Origin of the sequence: Paraburkholderia unamae (genome assembly GCF_003096875.1) — a bacterium.
GTDB classification, from domain to species: Bacteria; Pseudomonadota; Gammaproteobacteria; order Burkholderiales; family Burkholderiaceae; genus Paraburkholderia; species Paraburkholderia unamae.
In genome coordinates this window covers 311,214-325,293 of sequence record NZ_QEOB01000005.1, presented here as the reverse complement: position 1 = coordinate 325,293, position 14,080 = coordinate 311,214, and the positions used below count along the sequence as shown (strand labels likewise).

Here is a 14,080-nt window from a genome sequence, read left to right as displayed (position 1 = left end):
TGTTAGGGTTTGTTCGGAGAGCGCCTGAACGCGACCCGCAGTGACCCGGAGCCACCCCGAACAGCCCGAGGCCGCCCCGCTGCCCTTTGCGCGATCGGTACAGCCCTGGTAACGGATTATTGTAAAATCACCGCCGAATCATGGAACCGGTTCCATTTAATATGCCCGGACTGATGGCCGCTGCGGCGGCATGCATGCGTAGCGGCGAAGATCGCTGCGCGGACACGGTGGATTCACGCCGTGCCGAACTCATACAGAATCCTACAATGCCCGAATCTCCTCTCACGACACGCCGGGGCTTCCTACGTACGGCCGCCGTCCTGGTTCCCGCCAGCGCGCTGGCCGGCTGCGAGGGCGGCTCGAAGCCGTCGAGCGCACCGGCCGCCGCCAGCGCGGACTCCGCGCCCGGCGCCGCGCAGGCCGCCGCCTACAAACCGCGCTTCTTCGACGCGCGCGAGTGGGCCTTTGTCGAAGCCGCCGCCGACCGCCTGATTCCCGCCGACGCCGAAGGCCCCGGCGCGCTGCAAGCCGGCGTGCCCGAATTCATCGACCGCCAGATGGACACGCCCTACGCGCACGGCGCGCTCTGGTACATGCAGGGTCCGTTCCAGCAAGGCGTGCCCGAACTCGGCTACCAGTTGAAGCTCGTGCCGCGCGACATCTACCGGCTCGGCATCGCCGCCGTGAACGCGTATTGCACGAAGGCGTACGGCAAGAACTTCGACGCCCTCGATACCGCCACGCGCGACAGCGTGCTCGCCGCGCTCGAAGCGGGCAAGGTCGAACTGGACGGCGTGCCGGCCACGGTGTTCTTCGGCCAGTTGTTGCAGAACACGCGCGAAGGCTACTTCTGCGACCCGATCCACGGCGGCAACCGCGACATGGCCGCGTGGAAGATGATCGGCTTTCCTGGCGCGCGCGCCGACTTCATGGATTTCGTGAACCAGAACGGCAAGCCCTACCCGTATGGCCCGGTCTCGATCAACGGGGAGCGTACGTAAATGGCGATCAAGAAACCTCATGTCGATGCCGTGGTTGTCGGCTTCGGCTGGACCGGCGCGATCCTCTCGAAGGAACTGACCGAAGCGGGCCTGAACGTGGTCGCGCTCGAACGCGGCGAGTATCGCGACACGTACCCGGACGGCGCGTACCCCAACACCATCGACGAGCTCACGTACAACATCCGCAAGAAGCTCTTCCTCGACCTGTCGAAAACGACCGTGTCGATCCGCCACGGCGTGAACGACACGGCGTTGCCCTACCGCCAGCTTGCGGCCTTCCTGCCCGGCGAAGGCGTGGGCGGCGCGGGCCTGCACTGGTCGGGCGTGCATTTCCGCATCACGCCCGAAGAGTTGCGCCTGAAGAGTCACTACGAAGAGCGCTACGGCAAGAAGTTCATCCCCGAAGGCATGACGATCCAGGACTACGGCGTCACTTACGACGAACTGGAGCCGCACTTCGACTTCGCCGAGAAAGTGTTCGGCACCTCGGGCCAGGCGTACAAGGTGAACGGCAACGTGGTGGGCGACGGCAACGTGTTCGAAGCCGCGCGCAGCGACAATTTTCCGTTGCCCGCGCAACTGAATACGTATTCGGCACAGCGCTTCCATGACGCGGCGAAGTCGATCGGCCTGCATCCGTACCGCCTGCCTTCGGCCAACACGTCGGGTCCGTACACGAACCCGTACGGCGTGCAGATGGGCCCGTGCAACTTCTGCGGCTTTTGCAGCGGCTACGCGTGCTACATGTACTCGAAGGCCTCGCCCAACCTCAACATCCTGCCCGCGCTCAAGCAGGAAAAGCACTTTGAACTGCGCTCGAAATGCCACGTGCTGCGCGTGGAACTCGACGACACGAAAAAGCGCGCCACGGGCGTGACGTACATCGATCCGGCGGGCCAGGAAGTGTTCCAGCCTGCCGACCTCGTGATCGTCTCGGCATTCCAGTATCACAACGTGCATCTGCTGCTGCTCTCGGGCATCGGCAAGCCCTATGACCCGGTCTCCGGCGAAGGCGTGGTGGGCCGCAACTTCGCGTACCAGAACCTCTCGACCATCACGGCGTTCTTCGACAACGACACGTACACGAATCCGTTCATCGGCGCGGGCGGCAACGGCGTGGCCGTGGACGACTTCAACGCCGACAACTTCGACCACGGCCCGCTCGGCTTCGTGGGCGGCTCGCCGCTGTGGGTGAACCAGGCCGGGGTGAAGCCGATCAGCGGCATCGCCACGCCCGCGGGCACGCCGAACTGGGGCAGCGCGTGGAAGAAGGCCGTGAAGGACCACTACGCGCACACCATTTCGATGGACGCGCACGGCTCCAACATGTCGTATCGCGACGTGTACCTCGACCTCGACCCGACCTACCGCGACTCGTACGGCCAGCCGCTTCTGCGCATGACCTTCGACTGGAAGGACAACGACATCAAGATGGCGCAGTACGTGACGGGCCAGATGCAGAAGATCGCCGAGGCGATGGGCCCGAAGGCCATCAACGTGTACACGCGCCAGTTCGGCGCGCACTTCGACTCGCGCCGCTATCAGACCACCCACCTCGTGGGCGGAGCCGTGATGGGCAACGATCCGAAGACGAGCGTCATCAACCGCTATCTGCAAAGCTGGGACGTGCCCAACGTGTTCGTGATGGGCGCCTCCGCGTTCCCGCAGGGGATCGGCTACAACCCGACCGGCCTCGTCGCCGCCCTCGCCTACTGGAGCGCGAAAGCCATTCGCAACCAGTATCTGAAGAACCCCGGTCCCCTGGTGAGCGTGTGAAGAGCCGCATGAAGCAGACCCTTTTCTCCACGTGCGCGAACGTTGCACGCACAACCGTTGCGGGCGCGGCCTTCACAGCACTCACCGCCTTCGCGTCAATCTCCGCGCATGCGGCAGACCAACCGGATGCGGCGCTCGTCGCGCACGGCGAATACCTCGCGCGCGCCGGCGATTGCATCGCCTGCCATACGATGCAAGGCGGCAAGCCCTTCGCGGGCGGCCTGAAGTTCGACACGCCGATCGGCGCGATCTATTCGACCAACATCACGCCCGACGCGAACACGGGCATCGGCAAGTGGAGCTACGACGACTTCGCCAGGGCCGTGCGCCAGGGCGTGCGGCCGAACGGCGAGACGCTCTACCCCGCGATGCCCTACCCGTCGTACGCCCGCCTCTCCGACGACGACATGAAGGCGCTTTACGCGTACTTCATGCAGGGCGTCGGGCCCGTGCAGGCGCAGAACCGCGCCGTGGACATTCCGTGGCCGCTCTCGATGCGCTGGCCGCTCGGCATCTGGCGCACGCTGTTCGCGCCCAAGGTGCAGGCGTTCGACGCGTCTCACTACAACGACGCGATCGTCGCGCGCGGCGCGTATCTCGTGCAGGGTCTCGGCCACTGCGGCGCGTGCCACACGCCGCGCGCGAGCACGATGCAGGAGCTCGCGCTCACCGACCTCGAAGGCGACGACTTCCTCGCGGGCGGCGGCCCGATCGACGGCTGGGTGCCGTCGAGCCTGCGCGGCAACCCGCGCACGGGCCTGGGCAGCTGGAACGAGGACGACATCGTGCAGTTCCTCAAGTCGGGCCGCAATCTGCACACCGCGGCCTTCGGCGGCATGACCGACGTGGTCCAGCACAGCATGCAGCACATGAACGATGCGGACCTGCTCGCCATCGCGCGCTACCTGAAGACGCTGCCTTCGAACGACGCGAAGGAAACGCCGTACGCCTACGACGCCACGGCTGCCGGCAAGCTGCAAAACGGCGACGCGAGCACGCGCGGCGCAGCCGTGTATCGCGACAACTGCATGGCCTGCCACCGCAGCGACGGGCGCGGCTACACGCGTGTGTTCCCGGCGCTCGGCGGCAACCCGGTCATGCAGGGCAAGGACCCCACTTCGCTCATTCACGTGCTGCTCTCCGGCAGCGCGCTCGAAGGCACGAAGTCGGCACCCTCGACGTTCACGATGCCGCCGTACGGCTGGCGTCTGTCCGATCAGGAAGTGGCCGACGTCTCGACCTTCGTGCGCACGAGCTGGGGCAACACCGGCGCGCCCGTGAGCGCCGAAGACGTCGCGAAGGTCCGCAAGACCGTCACCGTGAGCGCCCCCGAGCTGCCGCCCGGCGCCTCGCTCAAGCGCTGACGCTTCCCCGAAGGACACCCCCTTTTCCTTCCCGCGCAAACCGCCGGCCGCCTCGTTCGCGAGGCGGCCGGTGCGTGCGTGCATAACTAGAATCGCCGACGAGGCGATCCGTAGACAATGAAACAACAAATGATGAGAAAACACCTGCTCGCAGCACCGGTCCTGTTGTCCTTCGCGGGCATCGCCTCGGCGCAAGGCTCGATCACGCTGTACGGCATCGCCGACGCCGGCATCACCTACCGCAGCAACGAGCGCACCGGCACAACCGGCGCGTACACGGGGCATTCGAACGTGGCCCTCTCGACCGGCAATCTCTCCGGCAGCCGCTGGGGCATCAAGGGCAAGGAGGATCTGGGCAATGGTCTCGCCGCGATCTTCCTGCTCGAAGACGGCTTCGACATCACGAACGGCACCTCGGGCCAGGGCGGACGCCTGTTCGGCCGCCAGGCGTTCGTGGGCCTCGCGGACCAGCGCTACGGCTCGTTGACGATGGGCCGCCAGTACACCTCGCTCGACGACTTCGTCGGGCCGGTCGCGCCGGTCAACTACATCGGCGGCTTCGGCGCGCATCCGGGCGACATCGACGATCTCGACCAGACCACGCGCGTGGACAACTCGATCAAGTACACGAGCGCGAACTACGGCGGCTTCACGTTCGGCGCGCTGTACGGCTTCGGCGGCCAGCCGGGTAGCCTCAAGCGCAAGAACACCTGGAGCGTGGGCGCGGGCTATGCGAACGGCCCGCTGCGCATGGGCGTGGGCTACGAGCGCTCGGACAACAGCAAGACCGGCCTCGACGACGCCACCTATGGCAAGTGGCAAGGCACCTACGACGGCACCTTCAACTCGTCGATCAACGAAGGCTACGCGAGCGCGCAATCGCAGCAGGTGGTGGCGGCGGGCGCGACGTGGGACTTCGGCCAGGCCGTGGTGGGCGTGAACTACAGCAACGTGCAATACCGCTCGGGCGCAAACTCGCTGTTCGCGGGCAACGCGATCTTCAATATCGCGGGCATCTTCACGCAGTGGACCGTGCAGCCGCGCACGCACCTGTTCGCGGGGTACAGCTACACGCGCGGCAGCGCCGTGCAAGGCGTGGACGAAGACGCGCAGTACCACAACGTTTCCGTTGGCGCGACCTATGATCTCTCGACGCGCTCCACCGTGTACCTGCTCGCGGGCTACCAGCACGCATCAGGCATGACGCTCGACGCGGCGGGCAACCCTGTCGCGGCCACGGCGTCGGTGTCCGACAAGGGCAACGGCCACTCGTCGGCCACGCAGTCGCAGGCGATCGTGAGCGTGGGCTTGCGTCAGAAGTTCTAAGCAATCCACCGCTTCGTTGCAGACGCAACAAAGCCGCGGGCGCTCATGCGATGAGCGCCCGCGGCCTGAAATCTTTTGCACCACCCGGGTGCATGAATGCATGCACGCTCAGTGCAGCACCTCCGGCCGCGCAAGCAAACCGTAAAACTCGTCGATCGTGACGGTCGGTGCGAACTGGGAGAGCGTGGCGACGATCACGTCGTCGCAAATCGCCGACCCCGCCGCCGATTCCAGCCGAACGCCGGCCGCAGCGGCCTGGTTCCCGGCCAGCTCGAGAGCGATCGACAGGATGAAGCGGGCGTCGGACTGGGTGAGTAGGGTTTTCATGCCTGCTCTAACGGCGCGCAGAGGGGAACCTTTAGCGATTTCGTCGCGGGGGCGCGCCGCCCCATGCTCAACGCGTGCGCGCGACGAACTGGCCGGGGCTCGTGCCCGTCAAGCGTCTGAACATGGCGATGAACGCCGACGACGTGGCGTAGCCCAGATCCAGCGCCACTGCCTCCACGCTGCGCCCCGCACGCAGCATCGGCAGCGCGTTCACGAGCCGCACGCGCTGGCGCCATTCCGTCAACGACATGCCGAGGCCGCGCTGCGCGCGCCGCATCAGCGTGCGCTCGCTCATGTGAAACGCATCGGCCAGTTCGGCGAGCGAGCGGTTGTCGGCGGGGTTCTCGCGCAGCACCTGGAGCACGGCGTCGAGGTCGGCGTCGTCGGTGTGGGGCACGAAGCTGCCCGTGGTGGCGCAGGTCGAAAGCTGATCCACGAGTACGCGTAACAAACGCGCGCGCTGCGGCTCGCCCTCTTCGTCCGCCGGCGTTTCGCGCAGATGCTCGAGAATCGCGCGCACGAGCGGCGACACCATCACCGCGCAACTCGTTGCGGGCATGCGCGTGCACAGGTCGCGGCTGATGTACACCGAGCAATGCACCGTCTCCTGCTCGTTGAAGCCCACATGCGCGGTGCCGGGCGCGATCCACAGGCCGAGATGCGGCGGCGTGATGTAGTGCTCGTCGCCCGCCTTCACCTCCGTCGTCCCGCTGAACGCATAGACGAACTCGCCCCACGGATGGCACATCTCCGGATACGTGGCGTGCGAAGGCATGTGCTCCATGCGAAAGAACACGGGCGTGGGCAGCACGTCGGTGAACGGCGGCAGACGCAGATGGCGCGCCGGGCGGGGGCGCAGAGGCGTTTTGGGCATGGCGGTCCAGGGCTATCGATTGTCAGTTTTGCGCTATATGCGCGCAACCCGACGCATCAATACTACGCTCGCTCCCGCATCTTCAGCGAAAATTTCGAGTCAGTGAGACAGCCATGAGAAAGCAAATCGACGCAGCGGCCGTGGCCATCATGGTGACGCTGTGCCTCGCGTGGGGTCTGCAACAGGTCGCGCTCAAGGCCGTGGCCGGCGACATTCCACCCGTGCTGCAAGTCGGGCTGCGCTCGGGCGTGGCCGCCGCGCTCGTGTGGCTGTTCAACCGGCTCGTCGCGCGCGAGCGCTGGCTGCCAGGCGTGGCGCGCGGCGCGGGGCTCGCAACGGGCGGCCTGTTCGCGCTCGAATTCATGTTCGTGGCCGTCGGCCTGCGCTGGACCAACGCCTCGCACATGGCCGTGTTCCTCTATACCGCGCCGATGTTCGCGGCCATCGGCCTGCATCTGCGCCTGCCCGACGAACGCCTCACGCGCTTCCAGTGGAGCGGCATTGCGCTCGCCTTCGCGGGCATCGCCGCCACGTTCCTCGGCCCCGCGTTGATGGGCGGCGGCACGCCCGCCTCGCCGCTATGGCTGCTCGGCGACTTCATGGGCGTGTGCGCGGGCGCGGCCTGGGGGCTCACCACCGTCGTCGTGCGCACGAGCCGGCTGAACGACGCGCCCGCCACGCAAACGCTTTTCTATCAACTGGCCGGCGCTTTCGTCGTGCTCGTGCCGGTCGCGCTCGTCACGGGGCAGATGCGCTTTCACGGCACCCCGCTCGCCTGGGCGAGCCTCGCGTTCCAGACGCTGCTCGTCTCGTTCATCAGCTATCTCGCGTGGTTCTGGCTGCTGCGACGCTATCTGGCCGCGCGCCTCGGCGTGCTTTCGTTCATGACGCCCATGTTCGGCGTGGCGATGGGCGTGGCGCTGCTGCACGAACGCGTGGAGCCCGCGTTCCTGTTCGGCTCGGCGATGGTGCTGCTCGGGCTGCTCGTGGTGAACGCCCAAGGCTGGGTGCGCCAGGCCTTCGGCCGCCGCGCGCAAGACACGCACGGCGCGCAGGCTTCGTGAAGTTGCGAGGCCGCGAGGTCGTCAAGCGAACACGGACGATACGCTGACTACAGGCCTGCCTTACGCCACCGCATCGCCGCGCTTGCCCACCGGCAACTCGCGCACGACGACATACTCGGGATCGCGTTGCTGGCGCGCGAAGATGGCGAGAATCTCGCGCCACGCGTGCCACAGTCCCGCATAGGGCTTCGGCATTTGTGCAGCGACCGCAGCGTGGAAAGCGGGCAAGGCATGAAACGGCACGCTCGGAAACATGTGATGCTCGATGTGGTAGTTCATGTTCCAGTAGAGAAAGCGCACGAGCGGATTGAGCTTCACGGTGCGGCTCGACACGCGATGATCGAGCACGTTCTCCTTGAGCCCCGTGTGCTGCGTGAGCGCACACAGCTCGTGCAGCCAGGTGCCATAGGCGCGCGAAACGAACAGGAACAGGATCGGCAGCCAGCTATGCGCGATCAGCGCCCAGGCGAACACGGCCACGTAGCACGCGAGCAGCACACGTGAATTCGCGCACATCTTGCGATACTCGGCTTCGGGCACGACCGCTTTCGCGCCCTTCGTGACAATGCCGAAGCTGTGCAGCACGATGGCACCGAGAAACTGGATGCCATGCGAGATGCGCAGGAAGTCGGTCACGAGCTTGACGTAGCTGAGCGGCCGCTTGAACGCCAGTTCGGGGTCCTGATAAGGCTCGGCGGTCAGATGCGTGAAGGTGTGATGCCGCGCATGCAGCCAGCGGCTGTACACCTGCTCGCGCCACGACATGAAGCAGATGATCCAGTAGGCGGCTTCGTTGAGCCAGCGCGTCTTGAACGCCGTGCCGTGCCCCAGTTCGTGCGCCGCGGCCTCGCTGAAGGCGAACACCGTGCCATACAGGAGGAAGGCGGGCACGGCCCACGCCGTGCCGAGCGAGAACCACGCGAGCCCGCCCGTCGCCACGACGAGCGCGAGAAACCCGCCCACCTGGACGAGCCCGCGCGCGTCGGTGCGCGTCGAGAATTCCTTGAGGCGCTTGCGGTCGATCTCCACCCTGTACCACGCGTTCATGTCGATATTCATTACCGTGCTCCGCGAGAGGCTGTCTGTGTTGTCCAGTCGTGCTTGACACTCAACGGTACGAACCGGCGTACTTCTGCACGGGCGCAAGGTTGTCGCGCGTGACGAAGCTCGGACCGGAACTCACCGTCGAGCCGGTATAAACGGGCTTCAGATCGTATTTGGCGAGGCGCGCCGCGACCTTCTTGTCGTCCTTGAGCGCGGCGACGATATGCGCCGGGTCGGTGGTCTTGTCGCGCACCGCGATCGCCATGGCCGCGACGGAGAGATAGCCCTGAAGATAGGGCTGCTGATCAATGGCGAACTGGATCTGCCCGGCCTGGATCGCCTTGAGGATATCGGGCGAAAGATCGAAGGTCGCGATATACAGCTTGCCCGCCTTGCCGGCGTCGTTCACGCCGCGCAGCACGCCCATCGCCTGGTCGGGGCCGAGCGCGAGCACCGCCTGGGTGCTGGGATGCGAGCGCAGGTACGCGGCCACCTTGCTTTCGATGACGGTGGGGTCTTCGCCGCTGTCCATCGTGGACTTCTTGTAGTCGGCGCCAATGGCGTCGGCAAAGCCCTTGCAACGGTCCCAGAGCGCCTGGATATCCGCGCCGTGATTCACGCAGAGAAAGTCATGAATGCCCGCCGCCTTCGCGCGCTCGCCCGCGGCCTTGCCCGCTTCGTATTCGGCCTGCCCCACGTGCAGGATCGCGCCGAGCTTCATGCCGGACTCAGGCCCGCCGTTGATCGTGATGATCGGAATGTGCTTGGCCTTCACGCCCGCCAGCCCCTTCTGGATCATCTCCAGATTCGGCACCGTGGTGATGACGCCGGCGTAGTTGCGCGCCGAGGCCTGCTCAAGAATGCGGACCATGTCGCCGGTGTCGCCCGTGGGCGGATTGCGGTAATCGACCGGCACGCCGAAGTCCTCGCTCGCGTCGCGCATGCCGTTTTTCACGGTGTTCCACCAGACATTCGAATCCGAGCCGTGACTCACCATCACGAATCGTTCCGCCGCGCTCGCCGTATTTGCCGCGAAACCGCTGCACAACGCAACCGCCGCAAGCGCAGCGGCGCAAACGCGGCCCACGCGAAATCTGGTCATGTTCATGACGATGTCTCCGATATATGTGATGTCGTTGCCCGCCCGGAATGGCCCGCTCAGGACGATTAGAATGTAGTTGAATGAATTTCCGCTCTCAAACGGAATATTGAGGATAATTCCTCAACGCTCCTCAATCCGCTCATCAACGTATCCGGCAATCGCATTCCTCTAACGAAAGGCACGGAAGCCGCGCATGAACACGAGACGCAAACCCACCATGGAAGACGTCGCGAAGGCCTCGGGCGTGAGCTACTCCACCGTGGAGCGCGTGCTCAACGGGCGAGGCGGCGTGGCGCGCGACAAGGAAGCGCGCGTGCTCGAATGGGCGCGCAAGCTCAAGATGGATCGCGCGCTCGACGAAGTCTCGGTGCGCTGGTTGCGTATCGCCATCGTCACGCAGAAGCCCGACTCGCCCTACTACCTCGCCTTGCGCCATGGCTTCGAGCTCGCGCAAAAGTCGTTCGAAACGTACCGCGTGGTGTGCCAGCTCACGTTCTTCGACGACCTCGAACCGCAGTCGCTCGCGCGCGTGATCGAGCGCGCCGCGCAAAAGGCGGACGGCATGATCGTCGTGGCATATGAACATCCCGTGGTGGTGGACGCGCTCTCGCGCGTGGCGCGCAAAATGCCGCTCGTGACCATCGCGAGCGATCTGCCCGACACGGGCCGGCTCGCCTACGTGGGCATCGACAACCGCTGCGCGGGCCGCACGGCCGGCGAACTGATGGGCCGCTTTCTCGGCGAGACGGGCGGCCAGGTCATGGTGATGGCGGGCCTGCGCACCTACCTGGGCCACGAGGAGCGCGACGGCGCATTCCGCTCGGTGCTGCGCAGCCGCTTTCCGGCCTGCGAGGTGGTCGCCACGCTCGAAAGCCACGAAAACGCCGCATCGACCGAACGCCTCACGCGCGACGCCTTCAGGAAATATCCGGCGCTACGCGGCATCTACAATCTGTCGGTTGGCGACGAAGGCATCGCGCGCGCGCTCAAGGCACTCAAGCGTGAGCACGCAACGGTATTGATCGGCCACGAACTCACCGCGATCAGCCGCTCGCTGCTGGCCGAAGGCGTGATGGACGCCGTGCTCGACCAGAGCCCGTTCGTCGAAGCCGTGCGCGCCGTGGAAGTGATCCTGGGCCACTACAAGCGCGGCGCGGCTTCGAGCCTGCCGCTGCAAACGCCGATGTCGATTTACTTGCAGGCGAATCTGCCGCCGGCAACGCCTTGAGCGCCGTTGCCGCTTCCCGAGTTCGGCACAGGTCCGCGCGCCGCAGACTTCGGGTTTCTGTTGTAAAGTCGCTCGGGTTCCGACTCACAGCGAATCCAACGCCTCATGGAAACCCTCTCGACTTTCGCGCCCGTAGCGCTTGAGCATGCCAGCCGCCTCATCAATCACGGCCCCACCGTGCTCGTCACGAGCAGCGACGGCAAACGCCGCAACGTGATGGCCGCCGCGTGGTCCATGCCTGTGGAATTCACGCCGCCGCGCATCGCCATCGTCATTGACAAGCGTACGTTCACGCGCGAACTCATCAACGCGAGCGGCACGTTCGGCGTGATCATTCCGGGTGCCGCCGCGATCGACCTCACCTACGCCGTGGGCAGCGTGAGCGGCCGCGACACCGACAAGTTCCAGCGCTTCGATATCGCCGCCGTCACGGGCCCGAAGCTCGGACTGCCGTTGCTCGAAGCCGGTTGCTCCGCGTGGATGGAATGTCGCCTGATTCCCGAGCGCCACACCGAAGACGCCTACGACACCTGCTTTGCCGAAGTGGTCGCCGCCGCGGCCGATCCGCGCGCGTTCCGCAACGGCCACTGGGAACTCGACAGCAGCAACGCCGACCTGCACACGATCCACCATCTCGGTGCGGGCAATTTCGTGCGCGCCGGCGATACGATCAAGGCGCGCGAACTCGCGTAGCGGCGCTAACGGCGCTAACGGCGCTAACGGCACATTACGCGCCGTTAGCGTGGATTACGTTATTTGCGGCGTCATTGGCTTCCTCAAGCCGATTCGAGTTCGCGTCCACGCGTTTCCGGCAGCGTGAGCGCGGCCACGATCAGCACGCCGTAGGCGATGATCGCGAAGATGCCGATGCTCGGCCCAAGGCCGAACTGCTTCGCGAGCGCGCCAATCAGGAACGGGAACAACGCGCCGACGGCGCGGCCCACGTTGTAGCAGAAGCCCTGCCCCGAACCCCGCACGCGCGTGGGAAAGAGTTCCGTGAGAAACGCGCCCATGCCCGAGAAAATGCCCGACGCGAAAAAGCCAAGCGGAAAGCCGAGCCACAGCATCGCGGCGTTCGTGAACGGCAGCGAGGTATAAGCGAACGCAATCGCCATGGAGCCCGCCGCGAACAGGATGAAATTCGGCTTGCGGCCCAGCCGGTCGGTGAGCCACGCGCTCGACAGATAGCCCACGTACGAGCCCGCGATGATCATCGCGAGATAGCCGCCCGTGCCCATGACGGTGAGATGGCGCTCGTTCTTGAGAAACGTGGGCAGCCAGGTGGTGATCGCGTAGTAGCCGCCTTGCGCGCCGGTTGTGAGGAGCGCCGCGCGCAAGGTCGTGGAAAGCAGCTTCGGCGCGAAGATTTCGGTGAAGCGCGGCCGGTCGCCCGCCTCGGCCTGGGCAGCCTTCGCTTGCGAGAATACTTCGGGTTCCTTGACATATCGCCGGATCACGAGCACCAGCAACGCGGGCACGAGACCGACGAGAAAGAGCGAACGCCAGGCGAGCCCCGCGGGCAGCACCGAAAACAACACGGCGTAAAGCATCGCGGCAAGGCCCCAGCCGAGCGCCCAGCCCGATTGCACGAGCCCCACCGCCTTGCCGCGATCCTTCGCGCGGATCACTTCGCCGATCAACACCGCGCCCGCCGTCCATTCGCCGCCAAAGCCGAAGCCCATCAACGCACGCGCGGCGAGCAACTGGCCGTAGCTCTGCGCGAGTCCGCACAGCCCGGTGAAAATCGCAAACCACAGCACGGTAATTTGCAGCGTACGCACGCGCCCGATGCGGTCAGAGAGTATGCCCGCCAGCCACCCGCCCAGCGCCGAGGAAAGTAGCGTAAGCGTGCCGATGAACCCGGCGTCGCCAAGGCTGATGCCCCAGCTCGCCACGAGCGTCGGGATCACGAACGACAGCATTTGCGTATCCATGCCGTCGAGCATGTAGCCGACCTTGCAACTCCAGAACGCCTGGCGCGCCTGCGGCGACGCATCCGCGTACCACGAGCGCTCCCGCACGGCGGCGTCGGACGAAGGCGCGGATTCGACGGCGGACGCCGCGAGTATCTTGCTGTCCATCTGTGGCTCCTGTTGATAGACGTACTAATGAATTCAGCGGGCGCTAGAAAACGGCCAACGAGGCGTTGGTGATATCGGTCATGAGCATGTGGCCCGGCGCGTGCGCGATAGCAAGCGGCAGCTTCGCGTCCATCAACGCCGTTTGCGCGGTAACGCCGCAGGCCCAGAACACGGGCAGCTCGCCCGCGCGTATCGCGACCGCGTCGCCGAAATCGGGCCGCGCGAGATCGGCAATGCCCAGCTCCGCCGGGTCGCCGATATGCACCGGCGCGCCATGCACGGCCGGAAAGCGGCTCGTGATCTGCACCGCGCGTATCGCGTCGGGCCCGCGCATGGGGCGCATCGACACCACCAGTTCGCCGCCGAACACGCCCGCGCGCCGGTTCTCACGGCGCGTGCGATACATCGGCACGTTGCAGCGCGCCTCGACATGGCGCAGCGCAATGCCTTCGAGCGCAAGCATGTGCTCGAACGAAAACGAGCAGCCAATCGCAAACACGACGAAATCGTCCTGCCAGATCGCTTCGAGCGAGCCGACGCGCTCGCTCAACTCGCCGTATCGATACACGTTGTAAGCGGGCACGTCGTTGCGGATATCGATATCGCGTCCGAGCATGGCCACGCGAAAATCGCCGGGCTCACCCACGCCGAGCAGCGGGCACGCCTTCGGATTCGCATGACAAAAGCGCAGAAAATCGTGCGCATGCGACTCGGGCAGGATTGCCAGATTGGCTTGCGCATACTCGCCGCAATGGCCCGCGGTGGGACCGCGAAAATCGTGGGTGCGCACGGCAAGTCGGAATTCGTATGGAGTCATGGTCTCGGGGCGTGACGTGAAATTCAGGGCGGCGCGGTGCTACGCCGACTCGTTAGGGCGAAGCATAGAAAAGACA

13 protein-coding genes are annotated in these 14,080 nt (G+C 65.6%); 7 read left to right on the top strand and 6 right to left on the bottom strand.

Going from position 1 to position 14,080, the window contains the following annotated elements; translation table 11 throughout:
• Positions 1-266: 266 nt before the first annotated feature.
• The 4 genes from C7402_RS13235 (at position 267) to C7402_RS13220 (ending at position 5,467) form a co-directional block, all read left to right on the top strand.
• Positions 267-1,001 (top strand): gluconate 2-dehydrogenase subunit 3 family protein, encoded by a 735-nt coding sequence (locus tag C7402_RS13235; RefSeq protein ID WP_116611067.1) that lies wholly within the window; start codon positions 267-269, stop codon positions 999-1,001.
• Complete coding sequence (locus C7402_RS13230) at positions 1,002-2,777, top strand: GMC family oxidoreductase (RefSeq protein WP_112173150.1); 1,776 nt, start codon at positions 1,002-1,004, stop codon at positions 2,775-2,777.
• An 8-nt stretch (positions 2,778-2,785) separates the two neighbouring features.
• Positions 2,786-4,141, top strand: a complete 1,356-nt coding sequence (locus C7402_RS13225; protein WP_116611066.1) for a c-type cytochrome — start codon at positions 2,786-2,788, stop codon at positions 4,139-4,141.
• Between the two features lie 132 nt (positions 4,142-4,273).
• Positions 4,274-5,467 carry a porin gene (locus C7402_RS13220; RefSeq protein WP_112173193.1) on the top strand — a complete coding sequence of 398 codons (1,194 nt, stop codon included), beginning with the start codon at positions 4,274-4,276 and terminating at the stop codon, positions 5,465-5,467.
• Positions 5,468-5,575: 108 nt separating this feature from the next.
• Here the strand turns inward: C7402_RS13220 and C7402_RS13215 are convergent, their stop codons facing one another.
• Positions 5,576-5,794: a hypothetical protein gene (locus C7402_RS13215; RefSeq protein WP_112173149.1), complete on the bottom strand. Its 219-nt coding sequence runs from the start codon at positions 5,792-5,794 to the stop codon at positions 5,576-5,578.
• Positions 5,795-5,861: 67 nt separating this feature from the next.
• Positions 5,862-6,668, bottom strand: a complete 807-nt coding sequence (locus C7402_RS13210; RefSeq protein ID WP_112173148.1) for an AraC family transcriptional regulator — start codon at positions 6,666-6,668, stop codon at positions 5,862-5,864.
• A gap of 113 nt (positions 6,669-6,781) precedes the next feature.
• On the opposite strand from C7402_RS13210, the gene C7402_RS13205 reads away from it, so the two are divergent.
• Positions 6,782-7,732 carry a DMT family transporter gene (locus C7402_RS13205; RefSeq protein WP_116610994.1) on the top strand — a complete coding sequence of 317 codons (951 nt, stop codon included), beginning with the start codon at positions 6,782-6,784 and terminating at the stop codon, positions 7,730-7,732.
• Between the two features lie 60 nt (positions 7,733-7,792).
• Here the strand turns inward: C7402_RS13205 and C7402_RS13200 are convergent, their stop codons facing one another.
• Positions 7,793-8,791, bottom strand: a complete 999-nt coding sequence (locus tag C7402_RS13200) for a fatty acid desaturase (protein ID WP_116610993.1) — start codon at positions 8,789-8,791, stop codon at positions 7,793-7,795.
• Between the two features lie 49 nt (positions 8,792-8,840).
• Positions 8,841-9,884 carry a sugar ABC transporter substrate-binding protein gene (locus tag C7402_RS13195; RefSeq protein ID WP_116610992.1) on the bottom strand — a complete coding sequence of 348 codons (1,044 nt, stop codon included), beginning with the start codon at positions 9,882-9,884 and terminating at the stop codon, positions 8,841-8,843.
• Positions 9,885-10,071: 187 nt separating this feature from the next.
• Here C7402_RS13195 and C7402_RS13190 point away from each other — a divergent pair, with 187 nt between their 5' ends.
• On the top strand, positions 10,072-11,106 hold the full coding sequence (locus C7402_RS13190) for a LacI family DNA-binding transcriptional regulator (RefSeq protein ID WP_116610991.1): 1,035 nt from the start codon (positions 10,072-10,074) through the stop codon (positions 11,104-11,106).
• A gap of 105 nt (positions 11,107-11,211) precedes the next feature.
• Positions 11,212-11,799: a flavin reductase family protein gene (locus C7402_RS13185; protein WP_116610990.1), complete on the top strand. Its 588-nt coding sequence runs from the start codon at positions 11,212-11,214 to the stop codon at positions 11,797-11,799.
• 83 nt (positions 11,800-11,882) lie between these two features.
• On the opposite strand, the gene C7402_RS13180 is transcribed toward C7402_RS13185, so the two are convergent.
• The gene (locus C7402_RS13180; protein WP_116610989.1) at positions 11,883-13,187 is read right to left on the bottom strand and encodes an MFS transporter; all 1,305 of its coding nucleotides are present in this window, start codon (positions 13,185-13,187) and stop codon (positions 11,883-11,885) included.
• Positions 13,188-13,230: 43 nt separating this feature from the next.
• Complete coding sequence (locus C7402_RS13175; RefSeq protein ID WP_116610988.1) at positions 13,231-14,004, bottom strand: putative hydro-lyase; 774 nt, start codon at positions 14,002-14,004, stop codon at positions 13,231-13,233.
• Positions 14,005-14,080: the final 76 nt, after the last annotated feature.